This is a genomic window from Streptomyces sp. NPDC049627, from assembly GCF_044465645.1.
Lineage (GTDB): Bacteria > Actinomycetota > Actinomycetes > Streptomycetales > Streptomycetaceae > Streptomyces.
Genome location: NZ_JBITLW010000012.1, coordinates 91831 through 113729, shown reverse-complemented (window position 1 = coordinate 113729; position 21899 = coordinate 91831). Strand labels below are relative to the sequence as shown.

Genomic DNA, 21899 nt, shown 5'->3' with positions numbered 1-21899 from the left:
GCATCAGCAGATGCGCGGCAACTGCTCGCCCAGGGGCAGGTCCACCACCCTCGTGCCGCCCAGGCCGGTGGAAACCACGACCATGCCCGGATGGTCGGCGACGCACTCGCCGATCACCGTGGCTCCGGAGCCCTGCGGATGGGCGCGCATCACGGCGAGGACCTCCTCGGCCGCGGCCGGGGGCACGAAGGCGACCAGCCGCCCCTCGTTGGCGACGTAGAGCGGATCGAGCCCCAGGAAGCCGCAGGCGTTCGCCACCGCGTCCGGCACCGGGATGGCGCGCTCGGCCAGCCGGACACCGGTTCCCGAGGCACGGGCGATCTCGTTGAGGGACGCGGCGAGGCCGCCCCTGGTGGGATCGCGCAACACATGGATGTCCGGCGTGGCGGCCAGCATGGCCGCCACCAGGTCGGCCAGGGGCGCGGTGTCACTGGCGACATCGACGCCGAACTCCAGTCCCTCGCGGACGCTCATGATCGCCACACCATGGAGGCCGATCGGGCCGCTGACGATGACGGCGTCTCCGGGCCGCGCCCGCTGGGGACGGATGTCCACCCCGTCGGGGACCAGCCCCACACCGGCGGTGGTGACGTACACACCGTCGCCGTGCCCCGACTCCACCACCTTGGTGTCGCCCGTGGCGATGGTGACCCCGGCCGCCCTGGCCGCCGTGCCCATGGAGCGCGCGATCCGTTCGACCACGGTCAGCTCCACGCCTTCCTCCAGGACGAAGGCGGCGGAGAGGTACGCGGGCCTGGCGCCGCTCATCGCCAGGTCGTTGACGGTGCCGTTGACCGCGAGGTCGCCGAGGCTGCCGCCGGGAAAGAACAGCGGCCTGACGACATAGGAGTCGGTGGAGAACGCCAGCCGCGCGCCGCCCAGTTCGAGGACGGCGGAGTCGGTGAGCGCGGCCAGGGTGGCGTTGCCGTAGGCAGGAGTGAAGACCTGCTCCATCAGCTCCGCCGACAGCGCTCCGCCTCCGCCGTGGCCCATCACCACGACCGGCTGGTCGCGCAGGGGAGCGGGACAGGTCCAGTTGGCCGGATCGACCGTTTCGGCGAGTTCAGGCAACGGGGTTCATCTCCTCCCGCGCGGCCCGGTCGGCCTGCGGCGTCGGGGCGTTCATCCGGCGGTACAGGTAGTAGGCGGCGCAGGCGCCCTCGCTGGAGACCATGGTGGCGCCGAGCGGGGTGCGCGGGGTGCAGGTGGTGCCGAACGCCGCGCACTCGGTCGGTTTGATCAGCCCCTGGAGCACCTCGCCGCTGCGGCACTCGGCGGGCTCCTCGGTACGGATTCCGGAGACGTCGAAGCGGTGCTCGGCGTCGTACGCGCGGAACGCGTCGGTCAGCCGCCAGCCGCTCGAAGGGATGCGTCCGATGCCGCGCCAGTTGCGGTCGGTCACCTCGAACACCTCCTCGATCATGCGGACGGCGGCCGGATTGCCGTCCTCCCGCACCGCCCGCGGGTAGGCGTTCTCGACCCGGTGCTCGCCGCGTTCGAGTTGGCGGACGGCTCGGCGGATGCCCTCGAGGATGTCCAGGGGCTCGAATCCGGTCACCACCATCGGAACGCGGAACCGCTCGGCGAGCTCCGGGTACTCGGCCGTGCCCATCACGCTGCACACATGCCCGGCGGCCAGGAATCCCTGCACCCGGCAGGTGGGGGCCGTCATGATGGCCTCGATGGCCGGGGGTACCCGCACATGGGAGACCAGGAGGCTGAAGTTGGCCAGACCCAGACGGCGTGCCTGGTGCACGGCCATCGCGTTGGCGGGGGCGGTGGTCTCGAAGCCGATGGCGAAGAACACCACCTCGCGGTCGGGGTGGCGACGGGCCAGCTCCAGTGCGTCGAGCGGGGAGTAGACCACGCGGACGTCGCCGCCCTCGCCCTTGACCCGGAACAGGTCGCGGTCCGTGCCCGGCACGCGGAGCATGTCGCCGAAGGAGCAGAAGATCACCTCGGGGCGCGCGGCGATGGCCAGCGCCTTGTCGATGACGTCCAGGGGCGTGACGCACACGGGACAGCCGGGACCGTGGATCAACTCCACCTGCTCGGGCAGGAGTTGGTCGATCCCGTGCCGGATGATCGAGTGGGTCTGGCCCCCGCACACCTCCATCAGCGCCCACGGCCGGGTGGCGGTGGCGCGGATCTCGTCCAGCAGCCGCCGGGCCAGCTCGGGGTCGTTGAACTCGTCGATGTACTTCATGCTGTTCCCGCCTCCTTCGCCGCCTGCTCCCAGGCGTCCGCGAACTCCTCCTCCAGCAGCCCCAGTTCCTCGAAGAGCTTCAGCGAGGCCAGCGCCGACTCCTCGTCCAGACGCTGGAGCGCGAACCCGACGTGCACGATGACGTACTCACCCACCCGCACGTCGGGCACGTACTCCAGGCACGCCTGTTTCTGCACTCCGCCGAAGTCGACCGTCCCGGTGAGCGGGTCGGCGCTGCCGTCGATGGCCACGACCTTGCCGGGCACTGCCAAACACATGCGTCACTCCTCCAGTCGTCGGTGCGCCGCGACCACCAGCTGGCCGAGGGCCAACCCGCCGTCGTTCGGCGGGACTTCGCCGTGCCGCAGTACCGCGAAGCCGTCCCCGGCCAGCAGCCGCGTGCACTCCTCCTCCAGCAGCGCGTTGGCGAAGACCCCGCCGCTGAGGGCGACGGTGGTCAGACCGGTGTCCTGGCGCGCCCGCCGGCAGATCTCCACGACGGCCCGCGCCACACCCCGGTGGAAGCGCGCGGCGAGCACCGGGACCGGGGTGCCGCGCCGCAGGTCGGCGACCAGTGCGCCGAGCACGGGTGCCGGATCGCAGGCGCCGCCGGCGATGCCGAAGGCGTACGCCGAGGTGTCGGTGCCCCAGACCGATGCGGCCGCGGCCTCCAGTTCCAGGGCCGCCTGGGCCTCGTATTCCGCGCGGTGGCACACGCCCGCGAGGGACGACACCGCGTCGAAGAGCCGGCCCATGCTGGAGGTCGCCGCACAGGCCAGGGCGCGGTTCAACTGCCGTTCCAGCAGCGTCAGTTCCCCGGGGGTGCAGGCGGCGACGCAGGGCAGGTCCGCGTCCCACGGCACCCCTGCGGCCCACAGCCGGGCCAGGGCCAGCCGGCAGGGGTTGGCCACCCCCGCGTCCCCGCCGGGCAGCGGGGCGGGGGTCAGACGGGCGAAGCGCCGGAAGCCCGCGTAGTCGGCGAGCAGGATCTCGCCGCCCCAGACGGTGCCGTCGTCGCCGTAACCCGTGCCGTCGAAGGCGACGCCGATCACGGGCCTGGTGCCGTCGAGGCCGTGCTCGGCCATGGCGGAGGCGATGTGCGCGTGGTGGTGCTGGACGAACACGGGCGTGCGCCCGGGCAGCGGCGCCACCCGCCGACGGGCCCACCGGGCCGAGTGGTACCCCGGGTGCCGGTCGGCGGCGACCAGCTCAGGGGTGACGCCGGTCAGGCACCGCATCCGGGCCTCCGCCCGCCCGGCCGCCTCCAGGGTGGCCAGGTCGCCCATGTCCCCGATGTGCGGGCCGAACCAGGCCTGGTCACCCTCCCCGACGCACAGTGCGTTCTTCAGGTCCCCGCCCACGGCGAGCGTCGGCCGCACCGCCACCGGCAGGCGCAGCGGACGGGGTACGTACCCCCGGGACCGGCGCAGCACCTGTTCGGTGCCGTCGGGGCGCACCCGCAGCAAGGAGTCGTCGCAGGGCGAGGCGATGGGCCGGTCGTGGGCGAGCCATGCGTCGGCCAGCCCGGCCAGCCGGGTCAACGCCTCGTCGTCGTCCGTGACGATCGGTTCCCCCGAACGGTTGCCGCTCGTCATGACCAGCACGCGCGGGCCCGGTGGATCGCCGGGCAGCCCGAACAGCAGGGCGTGCAAAGGGGTGTAGGGCAGCATCACGCCGAGGTGCGGGCTGCCGGGGCAGACGCCGGGGGCGAGCAGCTCCTGAGAGGCACGTCGGCGCAGCAGGACGATGGGGCGCCGGGGGCTGGTGAGGGCGGCCACCTCGGCCGGGGACGGGGTGGCGATCCGCCGTACGGTCTCGAGATCCGCGCACATCACCGCGAACGGCTTTCCGCCGCGCGCCTTGCGGGTGCGCAGCGTGTCGACGGCCCGTGCGTCGGTGGCGTCGCACGCCAGGTGGTAGCCGCCGAGGCCCTTGACGGCGACGATCCGTCCGCCGGTCAGCAGCGCCCGGGCCGTCGCCGGCGCGCCTGCGTCCCGCGCGGGGCGGACACTGCTGCCGGCGGCGGGCACCAGACGCAGCCGGGGGCCGCAGTCGGGGCAGGCCACTGGCTGGGCGTGGAAGCGACGGTCGCCGGGATCGCCGTACTCCCGGGCGCAGGCGGAACACAGGGGGAACCCGGTCATGGTCGTGAGCGCCCGGTCGTACGGCATTCCCGTGGCGATGGTGAAGCGGGGCCCGCAGTGGGTGCAGGTGACGAACGGGTGCCGATGGCGGCGGTCGCCCGGATCGGCCAGCTCCCGCAGGCAGTCGGCGCAGGTCGCCGTGTCGGGCGGGAGCAGGGTGCGGCCCTGGGACCGCTCGGTGGAACGGATCGTGAAGGCGTCGTCGGCCCCGGTGGTGATCAGGTCCTCCACCTCGACGCCGGTGACGGTGGCCAACGGAGGCGGCTGCGTGGCCAGCCGGTCGCAGAAGCGGGCGACACCGTCCGCCGGGCCCTCCACCTCGATGAGCACACCGCTCGCCGTGTTGCTCACGAACCCGGCCAGTGTGAGGTCGGTGGCCAGGCGGTGCACGAACGGGCGGAACCCGACGCCCTGCACCGTGCCGCGCACGGTGACGCGGCGGCGGACCGCTTGCGCGGCGGGCGCCGTCACGAGACGCGGCCGGCCGCGACGCCGGATGCGGCGTTGTCGTGGGAGTGCGGGTGCGGCGCCAGCGGCGGGCGGTGAACGGGGGCGCCCTCCCGCGCGGTGAGCACCCGCTCCAGGAGCGTGTCGACGCCGTCGCCGCTGCGGGCACAGGACCGCACCACCTCCACCCCGGGATTGACCCGCTGTACATGTGCCTCGAAGGCGGCGGCGTCGAAACCGGCCGGCTCGGCCAGATCGGTCTTCGTCAGCACCACCAGATGGGCGGACCCGAAGGCCGTCGGGTACTTCAGCGGTTTGTCCTCGCCCTCCGTCACCGCCATCAGCACGATGCGCAGGCTCTCGCCGAGGTCGTAGGCCGCCGGGCAGACGAGGTTCCCGACGTTCTCCACGAACAGCAGCGAGGTGTCCCGTGGCAGCCAGCTCTCGACGTGCCCGCGCAGCTGCCGGGCCTCCAGATGGCACAGTCCGTCGGTGAGCAGCTGTTTGACCGGTGCCCCCGAGCGCGCCAGCCGGTGCGCGTCGTTCTCGGTCGCCAGGTCGGCGGTGAGGGCGGCCACCGGGATGCGCCGCTCCACCGCCCGGGCCAGCACCCGGCCGAGCAGCTCCGTCTTGCCGCTGCCCGGGCTGGACAGGAGGTTGACCACGCAGACCCCGCGCCGGGTCAGTTCGTCGCGCAGGCTCGTGGCCAGTCCGTCGTTCTTCGCCAGGACGGCCTGCGTGACCTCGTCCACGGACTCACACATGGGCGCTGCTCCTCGCCGTCGGTGGGGGCGGACCGGGCTGCCGGTCCGTCACCGATCCTCCGCGCCGCCGCTCGCCGTGGGCCGGAGCCCGGCCGGGGACAGGGCGGTGGATTCGTCCGGGCGGCTCAACGGGGGAGTGGCCGCGGGGTCCGCGAGCAGCACCGGCACCATGGTGTGCAGGGCCGCGACGGCCCGCTCGACCGCTTCGCGTACCGTCGCGCTCATGCCCGGGGCGATGTCCTCGTCGCCGCGGGGCCGCAGCTCGGGTTCGCAGGCCAGGACGAGGACGCGGGGCAGCGGCTCGTCGCCCAGATGGGTGGCCAGGGCCAGGACCTTCGCCGGGTCCATGCCGTGCGCCTCGGGCGGGGCGGCGCCCCGGGTGCCGTCGGGGAGTTCCGGCTCGACCAGCGACAGGGTGCCGGGACGGTGGCCCCGCGCCGCCGCGTCGACCAGGACGGCCGTGTCGTAGCCGTCCAGCAGCTCGTACGCGAGATCCATCCCGCGGATGCCGAAGTCCCGTACCCGCACCTCGGGCGGCCACGGGTGCCGGTCCAGGGCACGGATCACCTCGGGGCCGAAGGCGTCGTCCGCGAGGAAGATGTTGCCGACCCCCGCCACCAGCAGACGCGCGCTCACCGGGCACCGCCCGTGGCCGGTGCGGGATGCGAGCCGCTCGGTTGCTTGCGGACGAAGGCCGCGCGCAGGGCGTGGTACGGGGCCTGCGGATCGAAGAAGATCTCGCGCATCCGGGCGAGTTCGGCCCGCCGGTACTCGGCCAGCGGACGGCGCGCCTCGGCGGCCTGCCGTGCCGCGGCCTTCGCCGCGAGCCGTCGCGCGAGGTCCGGATCGTCGGCGACGGCGGCGGCCAGGTGCCCGACCTCGACTCCGAACTCCTGCGCCGGTACGGCCACCAGACGGTCCGCCAGCCCGATCCGCACGGCGGTCGCGGCGCTCACGGGCAGCGCCTCGGACGTCAGCCGCTCGGCTGTCTCGGATCCGACGCGGCGCGGGAGCGTGTAGGTCCAGAACTCCGACCCGTACAGGCCCATCTTCCGGTAGTGCGGGTTGAGGACGGTGCCAGCGCGGCACCACACCTCGTCGGCGGCCAGGGCGAGCATGACCCCGCCGGCCGCCGCGTTGCCGCCGAGCGCCGCCACCACCAGCCGGTCGGTCGTGCGCAGCACCGCCTCGACGACGTCGTCCATGGCGTTGAGGTTGGTCCAGGACTCACCCGCGGGGTCGGCGGCCGCCTCGATGACGTTCAGGTGGATGCCGTTGGAGAAGAAGTCCCTGGATGCGCCGAGCACCAGCACCCGGGTGGGTCGGGTGAGCGCGAACCGGTAGGCGGCGAGCAGCCGACGGCAGTGGTCCGTGCTCATCGCCCCGCCGGGGAAGGAGAACGTCAGGAAGCCGACGTCGCCGTCCTGCCGGTAGCGGATGTCGGTCCAGGTGCGCCGCTCGGGGGGCAGTTCGAGAGGGGCGGCTGCTTCCGGGAGCCGCGGCTCGGCCGGTCGCCGGCACGAGGCCAGCACGGAGGCCGCCGGGCGGCGGAACGGTGCCGGGTCGCCGGAGCTCTTGCGGGGGCGCAGTTCCGGGATCCAGACCGCGCCGTCCACGGTGGCGCGGCAGATCGCCCCGGCCCGCGTCGCGAGCAGCTCTCCGGGGCGTCCGCGCAGCCGGTCCTCGGGATGCCCGCCGTGCAGGAAGACCTCCCGGCCGAGGAGTTCGTCCAGGACGCCCGGCTGCGAGTCGGCCCCGCGCAGCTTGCGCAGCACCGCCGAGGTGGTGTCGCCGTCCCAGTCGATCCGCCGCTGCTCCTGTCGGAAGAAGTCGCGCCACCTCACGAGGACGTCCGGATCGCGCTGGGACTGCGGCTTGAACGATCCTTCGGCGAACCGCTCCACGGCCGACAGGACGGCGGCCGAGGCGGCGTCGGAGACCTCGTTGCGGTACAGGTCGCTCTTGCCCACCGGCGGCACCGGGAAGCTCTGGGTCGCCCATACGTCGCCCGCGTCCATCGCGGCCTCGGCTTGGAGTACCGTCACTCCCCAGTGCGATGCCTCCTCGGCGATCGCCCAGTCCAAGGAGGACGGACCGCGATCGCCGGGCGGTCCCGGATGCACGATCAGGCAGGTGTGCTCCCGCCACACGTCCTCCGGGAGCGCCGTCCTCAGCATCGGAGCGATGATCAGGTCCGGGTGAGCCGTGCGCACGGCGGCTCGGACCGCTTCGGCGCCGTGCGAGGCGAGAGAGACGTCGACCCGGTGCCCTCGGTCGGACAGTTCCGCGTACACGCGCTGGGACAGGCTGTTGAACGCGCTGACGACGAGCAAGATCTTCATGGTCCGGCATGCTCGTCGCTTTGCGGAGGGGCGAGAAGGACCCGGGCGGCGTTTCGCCGGCCGGCGTCCGGTCTCTTCCTCCATCCGGATCCCCGAGTACGGGGCGAGCGCCGACCGGCTTGCCGTCCCGCGGCGGACGGCAAGCCGGTCAGGGCGTCGGGATCAGACCGCCGGAGCCGGGTAGGTCGGGTACTCCACCCCGGAGACGTGCTGGACGACGCGGATGACCTGGCAGGAGTAGCCGAACTCGTTGTCGTACCAGAGGTAGAGGATCGCGTTGTCGCCCTCCACCTTCAGCGCGCCCGCGTCGACGATCGAGGCGTGCCGCGACCCGATGAAGTCGCTGGAGACCGCGTCGGGGGCCGTGATGAAGTCGATCTGGCGGCGCAGCGGCGAGGTGAGCGAGACGTCGCGGAGGTAGTCGAGGACCTCCTCGCGGCTGGTCTCACGCGCCAGCTGGAGGTTGAGGATCGCGATGGAGACGTCCGGCACCGGGACGCGGATCGAGCTGCCGGAGATCTTCGCCTTGAGGTCGGGCAGCGCCTTGGCGACGGCCGAGGCGGCACCGGTCTCGGTGATGACCATGTTCAGCGGCGCGGAGCGGCCGCGGCGCTCGGACTTGTGGTAGTTGTCCAGCAGGTTCTGGTCGTTGGTGAACGAGTGGACGGTCTCCACGTGCCCGCGCAGCACGCCGTACTCGTCGTCCATCGCCTTCAGCGGCGGCACGATCGCGTTGGTGGTGCAGGAGGCGCAGGACAGGATCTGCTCGTCCGGCTTGACGGTGTCGTGGTTGACGCCGTGGACGATGTTCGGGACGTCGCCCTTGCCCGGCGCGGTCAGGACGACCTTGTCGATGCCGGGGCGCAGGTGCTGGGACAGGCCCTCGCGGTCGCGCCACTTGCCGGTGTTGTCGATGAGGATGGCGTTCTTGATGCCGTACGCCGTGTAGTCGACCTCGGACGGGTCGTTCGCGTAGATCACCTTGATCGCGTTGCCGTTGGCGAAGATCGTGCTGCTCGCCTCGTCGACGGTGATCGTGCCCTGGAACTGGCCGTGGATGGAGTCACGGCGCAGCAGCGAGGCGCGCTTGACGATGTCCTGGTCGCCGCCGCCGCGCACGACGATGGCACGCAGCCGCAGCCCGTTTCCGGAGCCGGCCTTCTCGATCAGCAGACGGGCGACGAGGCGGCCGATGCGGCCGAAGCCGTAGAGGACGACGTCACGTCCCTCGCCGCCCTCGATCTTGTTGGCGCCGGTGGCACCGGCGACGGCCTCGGCGGTGAACGCCTCCACGGACAGACCGCGGTCGTCGGCCTTGTACGTGGCGGCCAGCATGCCGATGTCGATCTGGGACGGGCCCAGGTCGAGCGTGGAGAGGGCCTGGAGGAAGGGCAGCGTCTCGGTGACCGAGAGCTCCTCGCCGGCGATCTGCCGGGCGAACCGGTGGGTCTTGAGGATGCTGACCACCGACTTGTTCACCAAGGAGCGGCTGTGGAGGAGGACGGTGACGTCCCGCTCCCGGTGCAGCTTCCCGATGAGCGGGATCATCGACTCCGCGATCTCCTCGCGGTTCTTCCAGTTGGTGAACGAGTCGTCGTTGACAGTCACGGGCCTATCTTTCGAGCTAGGTGGCGCTCATATGCTAACCATGCGGTGCGGCGGGCCTTCACAGGGGGGTCACGCATGGGTGAGATGACCGATATTGGGGTGTATGTATGGCGTGCGGGCCGGGGAAGTGACGGGTGGAGCTGGAGCTGCGCCATCTGCGCGTGCTGTGTGCGATCGCCGACGCGGGGAGCGTGGGCCGGGCCGCGGCGGACCTCGGCTACTCGCAGCCCGCCGTGAGCACCCAACTCCGGCGCATCGAAGGGCACTTCGGCGAGCCGCTGTTCGAGCGCGGGCCGACCGGGGTGCGGCCGACCCCGTACGGCGTCGAGGTCGTCGCCCAGGCCCGCGACGTCCTGGACCGAGCTGCCGCGATCGGACGCCGCCCGGCACCCGGCGCGACGCCGGCACGGCGGACCCTGCGGGTGGCGGCGACGAACTCACCGATGCTCGTGGGCATGATGTCGGGGCTCCGCGCCCGGCTCCCGGAGCTCTCGCTCGCGGTGAACAGCGTGTACGCCTCCTCGCGGATCGTCGAACTGCTGGAGGAGGGCGCCGTGGACGCGGCCATCGCCGCGGACTACCCCGGCAGGGAACTGGAGCACTCGGACGCGGTGGACCACCGGGGGATCGTCACCGAGCCGAACTTCGTCGCCCTGTCCTCCCGCCACCCGCTCGCGCGCCGCGCTCAGGTCGGCCTCGCGGAACTGGCCGAAGAAGCCTGGTTCCTGACGCCGGACGACGGGGCCGGATGGCCCGGCGTCTTCTACGCGGCCTGTGCGGCGGCCGGCTTCACTCCGTCGGCGGTGCACGAATTCCTGGGCGACCGGCTGGAGTTGCAGGGAATGATCGCCGACGGGCTCGGCGTCGCCGTCGTACAGGCGACGACGCGGCCGATCCCGCAGGTCGTCGTGAAACCGCTGACCGGCACGCCGCTGTGGTGCCGCTATGTGCTGGCCTGGCGGCGCGACACGGTGAGTGAGGAGACGGCCGACGCGCTGCTGCAGTCCGCCACCGCCGCCTACCGCCAACTCGTCGGCCGGTCCCCGCACTTGAGGACCTGGGCGGCGCGCACATGGAGCGTGCCCAAGGTGTAGACGACAGCCGGGCGTTATGGCCCCGCGGCGCGATGTGCTATGTCACACACCATTGTTGAGGGTGGCGGGCGTTGAGACAGTGCCTCACACGCCTCAGCACCCCAACCGAGGCGCATCCATCCGTGGAGGACACCAGATGCGCTACCGCTCCGTGCTGCCCGGACGCGTGGCCGCCGTGCTCGCCGTATGCGTCACCGTCTCCGGACTGCTGTCGACGCCCGCGCTCGCGACACCCGCGGCCGAACCCGGCCCGGCCACCACGGCGTCCGCCAAGACGCCCCCGCCACCGACCGGCCCGACCACCGACACCCTCTCCGCCGTCCGGGACCGGCCGCGCACCCCGGCCACCCTGCCGCCCCTGACGCCGACACGCCCGCCCACCCGTCCGCACTCGGAAGCCGCCTCGAAGGCGGCCCCGTGCAGTCCGTCCGACTTCGGCGGCAGAACCGGCGCCGCACTCGTGGACTTCGTCAAGGCCTCGACGACGGACTGCGTCAACAGCCTGTTCGCGGTCACCGGCACGGACGCCCGCGCCGTCTTCCGCGAGTCCCAAATGGTCACCGTCGCCCAGGCGTTCACCCGCACGGCACAGCGCTACGCCGGCGACAACTCGTCCCGCGTGTGGCAGCTCGTCCTCTTCCTGCGCGCCGGCTACTACGTGCAGTTCAACCACCCCGACGACGTGGGCCCGTACGGCACATCGCTGGCCCGGAACACCACGCGCGGCCTGGACACCTTCTTCGCCCGCCCGCACTCCCGTGACGTCACCGCGGCCAACGGCGACGTGCTCGGCGAGGTCGTCGTCCTCACCGACAGCGCCGACCAGCAGGCCCGGTATCTGAAGGTCTACCGACGGATACTGACCGGCTACAACAGCTCGTACGACGCCATCCGCAGCATGCTGGCAGCCGTCAACGCCGTCTACACCCCGCTCTGGCGCGGCAACTGGAACCCGGACTACGTCAGGGCCGTCACCGCCGACCCGGCCGTCGTCCGGACCCTTCACACGTTCGCGCTCGACCACCTGGACCTCCTCGCCACCGACCGCGCCTACCTGGCGTCCAACGCCGGGATGAACCTGGCCCGTTACGTCGAACACCCGGCACTGCGGACCACCGTCCGGCCCCTGGCCAAGGAACTGCTGGACGCCTCCCGCATCACCGGTCCCACGGCCGGCCTGTGGGTGACGGTGGCGACGCAGGCCGAGTACTACGACGGCGCCAACTGCTCCTACTACGGCGTCTGCGACCTGCCGGGTCAGCTGACGAAGGCCGCCCTGCCCATCACCCACCCCTGCGACGCGACGCACAGCATCCGCGCCCAGGCCCTCACCCCGGGCGACCTCGACGCCGCCTGCGCCAGCGTGCTCGGCCAGGACTCCTACTTCCACGGCCTCGTGAAGGACGACGGCCCCATACCCGGCCAGTACCTGTCGACCATCGACCTGGTCGTCTTCGCAAGCCGCGCCGACTACCGCACCTACGCGGGGGCGATCTTCGGCATCAGCACCGACAACGGTGGCATGACGCTGATCGGAGACCCCACCGACGCCGCCAACCGCCCCCTCTCGGTCATGTACCAGAAGAGCCAGGACGACGGTCACGCGGCCCGGATCTGGAACCTCAACCACGAGTACACGCACTACCTCGACGCCCGCCACGACATGAAGGGCGACTTCACCCAGCAGACCTCGGTGCCCGACGTGTGGTGGATCGAGGGCGTGGCCGAGTACGTCTCCTACGGCTACCGACACATCACCTACGACCAGGCGGTCACGGAGGCCGGCAAGCACACGTACCGGCTGAGCACGCTCTTCCAGAACACGTACGCCAACAGCGACGTGACCCGCACCTACCCGTGGGGCTACCTCGCCGTCCGGTACATGGTCGAGAAGCACCCGGCCGACATCGACCGCATGCTCGCCCGCTTCCGCGTCGGCGACTACACGGGCGGCCACGCGGTCTACGCCACCGACATCGGCACCCGTTACGACGCCGACTTCGACCAGTGGCTGACGGAGTGCGCCGCCGGTGCCTGCGCGGCGCCGCCGGCCGTCAGTCGAGCGTCGTCTCCGGGATCTGCACGTTGATCGGCTCTCCGGAGCGCGGGTCGACGGTCAGCCCCCGGCCCGGCCTGCGGTTGCGCAGCTGAGCCTGGGTCAGGCGCACGCCGAGGATGTCGCCCTCCATCACGCTCTGGGGGTCGAGGAGCATGCCCCGGCGGTGCCGCTTCAGGGCACTGAGCCAGCCCATGGCGCCCGCCATCGTCTCCCCGGTGACACCGGCGGCCACGCCGATGCCGCGGTCCCGGCCGGACTCGACCAGGGCGCGCAGATCCTGGTCGATCTCCGGCAGGATCAGCAGGTCGGCGTCGTCGACGAGCACCACGCGAGGCTCGTCGCCGCCGCGCAGCGCGGCGGCGAGCTCCTGCGCCGTGGGGGACGGCGAGGCCAGCAGGCGCACGCCCGGATGACCGTTCAGCGCACGCAAAGGCGACTCCCGCGGCGTGAGGACGACGAGCCGGGTGCCGGAGGAGAGCAGGGACACCGCCAGGCTCGCCAGCGTGGTGCTGCGGCCCGAGCCGGGCGGCCCGGCCACCACGAACGTCGGCGAGGAGCCCGCGAAGTCCACCCCGACCGGTGCGACGTCGTCGCCGCCCAGCCCCAGCAGGCCCCACATGGGCCGGCGCAGCTCCTTTGGCACCTTCTCGTACGCGTCCGTGAACGCCACCTTCGCCGGCAGCGTGCCGATCCGCACGGGCCGGCGGGCGGCGGGCAGCCCGGCGTCGCGGCGGGTCGCCTCGGCGCCGATGGCACGCAGCGCCTCCGCCTGCTCCTGACCGGTCGCCCCGGGTGCGAGCAACGCCACCTGGATCTCGGTCCCGTCGGAGGTCCAGCCCTGCCCGGGCCTGATCACGTCGGGCAGGTCGCGGGGACGCATCCCGACGACGTGGTAGTCGGAGCGGTCGTTGAGCCGCAGCAGCAGCTTGTTGTCGTTGAGCGCGGTGGCCCGCCCGGCCAGCAGGGCCCGTTCGGACGTGGCCACGACATGCAGCCCCGAGGCGGCGCCTTCCCTGAGCAGACGGTTCAACTGGTCCATCTGCCGCCCGCCGTTGTGATCGGCGACGAGGTCCACGAGCGCGTCCCAGCCGTCGATGAGCAGCAGCACGTGCGCCGGGCGGGAAGAAGCGGGGACGATCTCACGGAGTTCCGACAGGTTCGCCGCGTGATGCCGGGTCAGCAACTCCTGGCGCCGGTGCAGTTCGGCGTCGAGCCGGGTGAGCAGTCGCTCCAGCCGCTCGGCGTCGCCGCGCGGTACGACCGCGCCGCAGTGCGGCAGCACACCCAGGGCCGACAGCGCGCCGCCCGCGAAGTCGATGCCGTACAGATGCACGTCCGCGGCGGTGTGGGCGCGGGCCAGCGCGCCGGCCATGGTCCGCAGCACCTGCGAACGGCCCGAGCGCGGGATGCCGATGACATACAGGTGGCCGAAGGCGGCGAGGTCCAGCCGCACCGGCTCCTGCGCCTGGGCGCCGGGCAGGTCCGACAGGGCCCAGGGCACCGGAGCCGGACGGGCGTCGCCGGTCGGCTCGGGCTGCGGCAGGTCGTCGACCAGCACGGACTGGCCGAGCGGCGGCAGCCACGGGCTGGGCTGCGGGGCGCAGCCGGTGAGCTCCGCCGCCTCGCGCACCGCGTCCACCAGCGCGTTGAGGTCGGTGGGGGAGCCGTCGTCCACGGCGGAAGCGGTGGGCTCGGCTTCGGCGCTCGGTATGCCGACCGCGCGGCCGAGGCGCTGCCAGGGCAGTTCGGTGCCCCAGATCCGGGGTGCCCCGGCCTCGGTCGCCGGCTGCGGCTGCCGGGCGGGAGCCGCTCCCGGCCGGACGGCTCCGGAGTAGGCGGTCTGGAACGGTACGACCGTGCCGTGACCGAGGCGGGCCAGCGCCCGGCCGGGGGTGCTCGGGGAGATGCTGACGGCGTCCTTGCTGTCGATGACGTCCTGGCTCTCGGCGGCGTCGGTCACTCGCAAGGCGATCCGCAGGTTGGTGTTGGCGCGGATGTCGGCGTTGACCACACCGGCCGGACGCTGGGTGGCCAGGATCAGATGGATGCCCAGGGACCGGCCGCGCTGGGCGATGCTCACCAGGCCCGGGATGAAGTCCGGGATCTCCCGGTAGAGGGTGGCGAACTCATCGATGACGATGACGAGCCGGGGCACGGGTGCGAGCGCGGGTTCCCGGCGGCGCATGCTCTGGTACTCGGGCAGGTCCTTGGCCCCGGCGGCCGCCAGGATGTGCTCGCGGCGCACCAGTTCGGCCGACAGCGAGGTCAGTGCCCGCTGGACGAGGTGGCTGTCGAGGTCGGTCACCATGCCGAGGGTGTGCGGCAGCCGCACACAGTCCTTGAAGGCGCTGCCGCCCTTGTAGTCCACCAGGACGAAGGTCAGCTCGTCGGGCCGATTGACGGCGGCGAGGGAGGCCACGAGGGTCTGGAGCAGTTCCGACTTGCCGGATCCGGTGGTGCCCGCGACGAGGCCGTGCGGTCCGTCCTTGACCAGGTCGAAGGCGGCCGGACCGTCGTAGCCCGCGCCGAGCAGCACCTCGGTGGACGCGGGGCGCCCGGCCCAGCGTGCCGCGACCGCCTCACCGCTCGGTTCCGGCAGGCCCAGCAGATCCAGCAGGCCGACCCGGTCGGGCAGACCCTCCGAGGCGTCGGGGGTGACGTCGTGGATCGGGGCGATGCCCCGCGCCAGGCGCTCGCACCAGGCCGGTTCGACCAGGTCCGGGCGGATGTCCGCGATGGCGGGCAGACCGGTGCGGCGCAGGGTGAGCCGGTGGTTCTCGTACCGGACCACCGCGGTGCACTCCTCGGGCAGGAGCCGCTCCTCGTGGTCCAGGCAGAGCGGGAAGATCCGTACGGCCGGGCCTTCCTTGAGGATGGACACGACACCGGGGACGTCACGCAGACGCCGGGCGCCGTCCATCACGACCAGCACGTCCGGCTCGCTGAGCAGCGCCTTGCTCATGGTCGACTCCGCGGCCCGCTGCCGGGTGCGCAGGGTGGACACCAGCTCGGCGACCCGGTTGGCGACCGTCTCCGGGTCGTTGCCGATGAGGGTGACGGCGCCGCCGCGGGATCCGGGCAGATCGTCCCGGGAGTGCGGCAGCCAGCGGGCCCAGTCCCAGGACTCCTCGGCCGACTTGTCGGTGAGGACGACGATCCGCAGATCGCGCGGGGTGTGCAGCACGGCGGCCTGGGCCGTCATCCAGCGGGCCAGCGCCTGCACGGAGGCGGTCTCACCGGCCAGACCCACCACTCCGCAGTGTTCGAGGTCCACGCTGACGGGCGCGTCCGGGATGGTCCAGTGCACGGAGGTGTGGTTGTCCTCGCGCGCCGCGTCCTCGATGCCGAGCAGGGACGGCTGGCTCGCGGTACCGATGCGCAGGGCCAGGTGGTCGGGGTCGCCGCGCCGGCGCTCCCACAGCCGGCGGCCGGGGCCGACTCCCCACAGCCCCGCCATCGCCGGGTCGGGCGCGCTCTCGGTGCGCAGCCGTTGCTCGGTGACGACCTTCTGCCGGACGTCCTCCTCCAGCGAGGCCCGGCGCAGCCGGTAGGTGCGGGACTTCTCCTCGAAGTCCTTGCGGGCCGTGCGCCGACCGCTGACGTGGTTCGCCGCCATCAGCATCGGCGACATGAACATGAAGAGCAGGTAGTAGTACGAGTGCCAGATGAGCACCATGCCGAGGCCCATGAACATGGGGGCGAACGCCACCATGAACGGGATGGGCCTGCGGCTGGGCGGCTCGGGCGGTGCGGGGAGGCGGAAGCGCTCCGGTTCGAGGTGCGGCAGGATGCGCGGCGGCCGGTTGTAGTCCAGCCCGCCGCCGCCCTCGGACGGCACCACTGCTGCGTCCCGCTGCGTCGGCTCGGTCAGCCGCAGCAGGTACTCGCCGAGGGCGAGCTCACCGCCGAGCGGCCAGGGCACCCAGCCGTCGGGGAGGGCGGCGGTCTCGGTGACCTCCTCCTCCGACTCGTCCCGCGTGTCCTCCTCGTCCTGCTCCGCGAGGGGGAGCAGGGCGACGTTCGGCCTGCCCCGGTGCTCCGGCGGCTCCGGCACGGACAGACGCGCGCCGGCGTCCCGTGGCAGTTCGACGATGGCGGATCCGTCCGGGCGTACGGAGATCCGTATGCCCTCGGACGGGAGGCCACGGCCCTGAAGCGGCACGGCGGAGCCCTCCAGCGGGCCGATGCCATGGGTGGCGACGCCGAGCGCGTACACCCGCCCCGCGTCCGGACCGCCCACCACCTGGAGTTCCACCACCGGTGAGTGGTCCACCCGCTGGGGTTGCGGCATGGCGAAGCGCTGGGGTCCGTACTGCGCGCAGGACCGGGGGACGGGCGTGCCGAGGCCGATGACGCTGCCGTCCATCACGGGCGTTCCGGCCAAGGGAGCTCCGGGGGACAGCGGGTCGTCGCCCAGGTAGCAGACGGGCGCCTGATCCGGCGTCGAGGCCGGGTCGTCGGCGCGCAGCCGGGCCAGGTGCTCGGCGATGTCGCGCACGGGGGTGGCGGCATCGGCGCTCAGCACGACGTCCTGACGGTTTGCGGGATCGCCGTCGACGACGGTGGTGATGAGGAGTTTCATGTCTCCCCTTCAGGGGTGGTTCGCGGGGCGAGCAAGGGGCAGCGGTGCCGGACTGCGGACTCAGGACCGGACTCGGGGTCACGGACTACGGTCGAGCCCGGCGGGCGGGTCACTCCCCGCCGGTGGACGACGCCTCGGCGGAACGCGCCCGGGCGGTGGCCGGTTCGGACAGGAGGTCGGAACCGGCGATGGTCCGGGCCGGAGAGGTGGCCGGGTGCCGGGATTCCTCGACGAGCTCGGGCAGTGCGGACCTGTCGGGCAGCTCGGCCGTCTCGGGCGCCTGCCGCTCCGGTTCCGTACGCGGTTCGACGGCCGGCTCGATCGGCCACTGCCGCGCCGGCGCCCGGCGTGCGCGGCGCCGGTCCGCCCGGACGGCCGCGGCGACGGCCCTGCCCAGCGGGGCCGAGTCCGCGTACAGGTCGAGTTCCGGGGCGGTCACCCGGCCGCGGCCGTTGACGCGCAGCGCCCAGCTGTGCCCGGCCGCCGGGCCGTCGGCGAGACAGACGACGGTGCCGGTGGCGGCGAGCGCGCTCAGCCGCCGGGCCTGTTCGCGGGTGGGGGAGGAGCAGACCACGACCGTGATCGTGGAGGCGACGGCTCCTTCCCTCTCCGTTGTCGGGGCGGGCGTGTTCTCCAGCCGGCGCAGCACGGAGTCGAGCGGCTCCCCACGGTAGTGCGGGTGGACGCCGTCCGTCACGGTGACCGAGGCTCCGCTGCCCGGCCGGTCCAGCTGCGCGGCCAGTGCCTGGAGCAGCCGGGAACGAGTGGCGGCATCGCCCTCGACGGTGATCATCCGGGGCCCGGCGGCCAGGTCGAGGTGCACGCACAGGTCGTCCGCCATGCCGACGGCGACCGGCAGTGGCCGTACCCGGGAGCCGGCGCGGGGCGCGGCGTCCGGCAGCGACTCCTCGTCGTCCAGGCTCAGACACCAGGACTGCGCGCCGAGCCCGTCGGCGACCCCCCACGGGGCGGGCGGGTCGGGCAGCCCGCGGGCCGCGATCTGGACGGCGGCCCAGCCGGGCTCCGTGCGCAGACCGTACGCGAAGGCTCCGGGGACATCGCCGAGCGCCGCTCCGGCCGCGTCCAGCAGCCGGCGCACGAGCAGGCCGGACCGGGGGTCGCACAGGTGGCGGGACAGCGCCCGTACCCCGCGACGGTGGCGGCGGAAGGCGCGCAGCGGCTCGCCGAACGCCCGCCTGGTCAGGGTGAGTTCGCGGGCGACGCCCCGCCGGAACCGCCGCCAGCCGCCCCGCTTGCGCACGACGTGCCGGAGGAGCAGGAACAGCAGCAGGAGCACGGCGACGGTGACGAGCAGCGCCGTCACCAGGGACGAGTCGGGCCTGGCCAGCGAGATCTGGTGGCTCTGGGCCGGGGCGGGCGTCATGCGGCCACCAGCGCGTCTTCGGGATGGCGTCGGCGCAGCTCGCGTATCGCGTGATGCGTGCGCGACTTGACCGTGCCCGGCGGGATGGACAGGGCGTTTGCGGCATCCGGGCCGGTCCAGCCCAGCACGTAGACGTAGAAGAGCACCTCGCGGTGAGGCAGGGACAGGTGGGAGAGGGCGTGCACGAGGAAGCGGCGGTGCACCACCTGGCCGATCGGGTCGACGGGCTCGGCGTGCGACTCCAGGAGTTCCTGGTGGTACTCGGGGCGGACCTGCTCGCGTCGCGTCCAGTCCACCACCAGGTTGTGCGCCACGCGGAACAACCAGGTTCGGCAGGGCGACCAGTCCGGCGGCTGGTCCGCGCTGCTCAGCCAGGCGCGCAGCAATGTCTCCTGGACGAAGTCCTCGGCGCGCTGCCGGTCGCCGCCCATCAGGCGGGAGACGTAGCGCAACAGGGGACCGTGGTGCCGCTCGAAGAGCTCACGGAAGGATGCGTCGCTCGTGGGAGCGCTCCCGTCGCGTCTGTGTGAGTTCTCGGCGTCGTGACAGGTGGCGGACGTACTCATGTGGTGCCTCCCCCAGAACCGGCGTCCGTGTCATGAGCCGGTCCGTTCGGGCGCCGCGGGCGCGGCGAGTGCTGAGCGGAGTGAATACGAGAGTTCAGGTGACACCGCCACCACAAGCGGAAGCGGCAACTCCCTTTATGGCGGCGAGTCTATGGGTGTTGTCGCGAGCTTCAACCCCCTTTAGGTGAACGTGACGTTTGACTTACGCACACGACCAGGGCGAATGGGGGCTATGTCCCATTCGCCCTGGTTCAGTCTTCACTTGTTGAGCATCAGGCAGGGATGCCGCCGGCGATCTGGCTGTCCAGGTCGCTCACGGAGTGCGCGATCTGCTGGAACTGCTTGGCGAACTCGGTGATGTTGTTCACCGCCTGGGTCACCGACGTGTTGAAGTTCGCGTAGGACTCGCGCAGCTTGGGGCTGGTCTGCGCCAGTACCAGGCCGTCGCCGAGCAGCCCCTCGACCTCTCGCTGGAGGTCCGACAGCTGGGGGACCAGCGTGGAGCTGACAGCGTTGTTGAGCTTGGCGGCTGTCGCGTTGACCTGCTCGTCGTCGACGTGGGTCTTGGCCATGGGGGCCTCTTTCTGTTGCGGTGCGCCCGGTCGCGACCGGATGTGCACCTGGGTGATGGAACTGCCGGGCCCGCAGATGCGGGCCCTGGGGACCCTGCGGGCGCCGGGGGGGGGTGGGCGCCCGCAGGGAGCTCAAGGGGTGGGCCGGAGGCTGTCCGGCCCTGGCCGGGAGCGATCAGCGCCAGTTCTCGCCGATCATCCCCAGCGGGGGTTCGTCGCCGTAGCGCTCGTGCTGGGTGATGGAGTCCTTCAGGTACCAGTCGCCGTACCGGTTCTTCTGCCAGACCTCCTGGATCTCGCCCTTGTCGTCGGCGACATAGCGGCTGATGCCCGCGGTGACGACGTGCAGGCCGGAGCCGTCCGGGCTGGTGTAGTCGGTACGCGAGGCGTTGCCGGGCAGGTCGGAGGTCGTTTTCCCCGGCGAGAAGGCGCCGTCGGCCGGTTTCCCGGTCGCGTCGACCATCGGCTTGTCCACGGTCAGGTAGGCGGGCGGCCGCTCCAGGTACTGCATCGGCCGCTGCCCGAATTCAACGTAGTCGTAGATGCCGAGGGGGTCGTCGTCCCGCTCCGGCTCCTCCTGTTTGGCCTCGTTCTGCAGTGTCCAGTCGCCGTCGGGCGCCTTGAGCCAGACCTGCAGGGTGTTGCCCTTCTCGTCGGTGACGTACCGCCTCATGAACCCCTTGCCGTAGAACTCGTCGTTCGCGTCCTCGTAGACCTTGGTGACCTTGCCGTCGGAGCCCTGGGTGGTCGTCACGGAGTCGCCCTCACGGGCGAGTGATCGGTGGGTCTCGGTGTACGTCAGCCCGTTCTTGTTGGTGATCGTCGTTGTCGTCTCGACCGGGTTGCCGTTCTTGTCGACCTCGATCTCACCGTTGGCGTTCAGCTTGTACTCGATCTTCGTGTGGCCGTTGTCGTCGTCCCGCTCGTAGGTGGTGGGTACGGGGGGCGGTGGGGTCTCCGCCGGGCCGTCCCCGCCGAGCTCGCGGTTCATGTGCAGCGGGTTGGGTTCGCCGCTCTCCGGGGTCCAGGCCGGCTTCTTCGCCAGCTCTTCCTGCTCCGCGGCGTAGGCCTTCTGCATGTCCTCGGCCCGCTGCGTCAGCGGTTCCTGGTCCTCGTCGAGCTGCTTCTGCGCCTCTTCGGTCGCGGCCTGGTCCTTCCACAGGTCGTGCTGCTTCTTGTCCAGCGCGTCCCATTCGGGGGTGAAGGCGTCCTGTTCCTTGCGCAGGGCGTCCCGCTCCCGGTTCAGGTCGTTCTGCTCCGTCGCCTGCTTGCCTTCCAGGGCCTTCTGCGCGGCGTCCTGCTCCTCCCAGAGGTCCTGCTGTTTGCGCCGCAGCTCGTCCATCTGCTCGCGGGAGGGTTCCCGCCCCGCGGTGAGCGCCGCCCGTTCCTTGTCCAGGGCGTCTTGCTTCGCCGTGAAGCCCGCCTGAAGTTCCGCGCGCTCGGCCTTCTGCCGCCGCCACAGCTCCTGTTGCCGCTGGGTGAGTTCGTCCTGGCGCTGCCGCAAGGGCTCCTGCCGCTTCTGGAGCTCTTCCTGCTGCTTGGTGAGGTCCTCCTGGCGCTTCGCCTGGGCGTCCTGCTCCTTCTGCAGAGCCGCCCGCTTCTTCTCCAACTCCTGCTGCTGTCGCTCCAGGTAGAGCTGCCCGGGTCTGTGCCGCCGCTCCAGGTTCGCGGCCTCGGCCTGTTTGTACATGGCGTCCTGCCGCTGCTTGTAGCCGTCGTTCGCCGCTTTGATGTTCTGCCGCTGGTAGGCCGCCGCCATCGACGCGGCGCCGGCCGCGGTCTGCGCGTCGGAGTCGTAGAAGGCCTTCCCGATCTCGTCGAGGAGGTTGCCGAGGTCGGTCATGACCTGCCAGCCCTCGGTGAACGCCTTCTTCCAGGTGGTGGAGAAGTTCGCCAGTTCCTCGGCCGTCTCCTGGCGGGGCCCGATGTCACCGGCTTCGAAACTGTGCTTCACCCCTGCGGGGACATCCATTTCATCGCGGAGATGCCAGACCTGGCGGGCGAGGACGTACATCAGATCGTAGTCGATCGAAATGCGGGTCACGTATTCCCATCCTTTCTTCCGGCATTCGGCTGACGAGGCAGCGATGTTCGTGATGCCGAACAAGTGGTGGCATCGTGTCCGACCTGT

At 72.0% G+C, this 21899-nt stretch carries 15 protein-coding genes; 2 read left to right on the top strand and 13 right to left on the bottom strand.

What is annotated here, in order from left to right; all coding sequences use genetic code 11:
• Nucleotides 1-3: 3 nt before the first annotated feature.
• From hypE to ACIBU0_RS30415, 8 genes are all read right to left on the bottom strand, one after another.
• Entirely contained in the window at nucleotides 4-1071 is a 1068-nt protein-coding gene (gene hypE / locus ACIBU0_RS30450) for a hydrogenase expression/formation protein HypE (protein WP_398824798.1), read from the bottom strand.
• On the bottom strand, nucleotides 1064-2206 hold the full coding sequence (gene hypD, locus ACIBU0_RS30445; RefSeq protein WP_398824796.1) for a hydrogenase formation protein HypD: 1143 nt from the start codon (nucleotides 2204-2206) through the stop codon (nucleotides 1064-1066). Before hypD ends, hypE begins: the two co-directional genes overlap by 8 nt.
• Nucleotides 2203-2484, bottom strand: coding sequence for a HypC/HybG/HupF family hydrogenase formation chaperone (locus tag ACIBU0_RS30440; protein ID WP_398824794.1), 282 nt, complete (start codon nucleotides 2482-2484; stop codon nucleotides 2203-2205). The genes hypD and ACIBU0_RS30440 overlap by 4 nt, the downstream gene beginning before the upstream one ends.
• A gap of 3 nt (nucleotides 2485-2487) precedes the next feature.
• Nucleotides 2488-4821, bottom strand: coding sequence for a carbamoyltransferase HypF (hypF, locus tag ACIBU0_RS30435; protein ID WP_398824792.1), 2334 nt, complete (start codon nucleotides 4819-4821; stop codon nucleotides 2488-2490).
• Nucleotides 4818-5561 carry a hydrogenase nickel incorporation protein HypB gene (gene hypB / locus ACIBU0_RS30430; protein ID WP_398824790.1) on the bottom strand — a complete coding sequence of 248 codons (744 nt, stop codon included), beginning with the start codon at nucleotides 5559-5561 and terminating at the stop codon, nucleotides 4818-4820. Before hypB ends, hypF begins: the two co-directional genes overlap by 4 nt.
• 48 nt (nucleotides 5562-5609) lie before the next feature.
• Nucleotides 5610-6197 carry a hydrogenase maturation protease gene (locus ACIBU0_RS30425; RefSeq protein ID WP_398824788.1) on the bottom strand — a complete coding sequence of 196 codons (588 nt, stop codon included), beginning with the start codon at nucleotides 6195-6197 and terminating at the stop codon, nucleotides 5610-5612.
• The gene (locus ACIBU0_RS30420) at nucleotides 6194-7903 is read right to left on the bottom strand and encodes a hydrogenase maturation protein (protein ID WP_398824786.1); all 1710 of its coding nucleotides are present in this window, start codon (nucleotides 7901-7903) and stop codon (nucleotides 6194-6196) included. Before ACIBU0_RS30420 ends, ACIBU0_RS30425 begins: the two co-directional genes overlap by 4 nt.
• A 162-nt stretch (nucleotides 7904-8065) precedes the next feature.
• A complete protein-coding gene (locus ACIBU0_RS30415; protein ID WP_398824784.1) occupies nucleotides 8066-9511 on the bottom strand; it encodes a glyceraldehyde-3-phosphate dehydrogenase in 1446 nt (481 codons plus the stop codon).
• A gap of 134 nt (nucleotides 9512-9645) precedes the next feature.
• On the opposite strand from ACIBU0_RS30415, the gene ACIBU0_RS30410 reads away from it, so the two are divergent.
• Nucleotides 9646-10605, top strand: coding sequence for a LysR family transcriptional regulator (locus ACIBU0_RS30410; protein WP_398824782.1), 960 nt, complete (start codon nucleotides 9646-9648; stop codon nucleotides 10603-10605).
• A gap of 136 nt (nucleotides 10606-10741) precedes the next feature.
• Nucleotides 10742-12694 (top strand): collagenase, encoded by a 1953-nt coding sequence (locus ACIBU0_RS30405; protein WP_398824780.1) that lies wholly within the window; start codon nucleotides 10742-10744, stop codon nucleotides 12692-12694.
• On the opposite strand, the gene ACIBU0_RS30400 is transcribed toward ACIBU0_RS30405, so the two are convergent.
• The 5 genes from ACIBU0_RS30400 to ACIBU0_RS30380 form a co-directional block, all read right to left on the bottom strand.
• A complete protein-coding gene (locus ACIBU0_RS30400) occupies nucleotides 12660-17246 on the bottom strand; it encodes an FtsK/SpoIIIE domain-containing protein (RefSeq protein ID WP_398824778.1) in 4587 nt (1528 codons plus the stop codon). The two genes, ACIBU0_RS30405 and ACIBU0_RS30400, sit on opposite strands and share 35 nt — an antisense overlap.
• Nucleotides 17247-17355: 109 nt before the next feature.
• Nucleotides 17356-18630 (bottom strand): hypothetical protein, encoded by a 1275-nt coding sequence (locus tag ACIBU0_RS30395; protein WP_398824775.1) that lies wholly within the window; start codon nucleotides 18628-18630, stop codon nucleotides 17356-17358.
• A complete protein-coding gene (locus ACIBU0_RS30390) occupies nucleotides 18627-19196 on the bottom strand; it encodes a sigma-70 family RNA polymerase sigma factor (RefSeq protein WP_398824773.1) in 570 nt (189 codons plus the stop codon). The genes ACIBU0_RS30395 and ACIBU0_RS30390 overlap by 4 nt, the downstream gene beginning before the upstream one ends.
• Nucleotides 19197-19468: 272 nt before the next feature.
• The gene (locus ACIBU0_RS30385; protein ID WP_398824771.1) at nucleotides 19469-19768 is read right to left on the bottom strand and encodes a hypothetical protein; all 300 of its coding nucleotides are present in this window, start codon (nucleotides 19766-19768) and stop codon (nucleotides 19469-19471) included.
• 175 nt (nucleotides 19769-19943) lie between these two features.
• Nucleotides 19944-21812 carry a hypothetical protein gene (locus ACIBU0_RS30380; RefSeq protein ID WP_398824769.1) on the bottom strand — a complete coding sequence of 623 codons (1869 nt, stop codon included), beginning with the start codon at nucleotides 21810-21812 and terminating at the stop codon, nucleotides 19944-19946.
• Nucleotides 21813-21899: the final 87 nt, after the last annotated feature.

Excerpts from the sequence above, each read along its gene's own strand:
- ACIBU0_RS30395 (WP_398824775.1), bottom strand. The coding sequence starts at position 18,630 with ATGACGCCCGCCCCGGCCCAGAGCCACCAGATCTCGCTGGCCAGGCCC.
- ACIBU0_RS30405 (WP_398824780.1), top strand. The coding sequence starts at position 10,742 with ATGCGCTACCGCTCCGTGCTGCCCGGACGCGTGGCCGCCGTGCTCGCC.
- ACIBU0_RS30400 (WP_398824778.1), bottom strand. The coding sequence starts at position 17,246 with ATGAAACTCCTCATCACCACCGTCGTCGACGGCGATCCCGCAAACCGT.
- ACIBU0_RS30390 (WP_398824773.1), bottom strand. The coding sequence starts at position 19,196 with ATGAGTACGTCCGCCACCTGTCACGACGCCGAGAACTCACACAGACGC.
- ACIBU0_RS30440 (WP_398824794.1), bottom strand. The coding sequence starts at position 2,484 with ATGTGTTTGGCAGTGCCCGGCAAGGTCGTGGCCATCGACGGCAGCGCC.
- hypB (WP_398824790.1), bottom strand. The coding sequence starts at position 5,561 with ATGTGTGAGTCCGTGGACGAGGTCACGCAGGCCGTCCTGGCGAAGAAC.
- ACIBU0_RS30385 (WP_398824771.1), bottom strand. The coding sequence starts at position 19,768 with ATGGCCAAGACCCACGTCGACGACGAGCAGGTCAACGCGACAGCCGCC.
- hypD (WP_398824796.1), bottom strand. The coding sequence starts at position 2,206 with ATGAAGTACATCGACGAGTTCAACGACCCCGAGCTGGCCCGGCGGCTG.
- ACIBU0_RS30420 (WP_398824786.1), bottom strand. The coding sequence starts at position 7,903 with ATGAAGATCTTGCTCGTCGTCAGCGCGTTCAACAGCCTGTCCCAGCGC.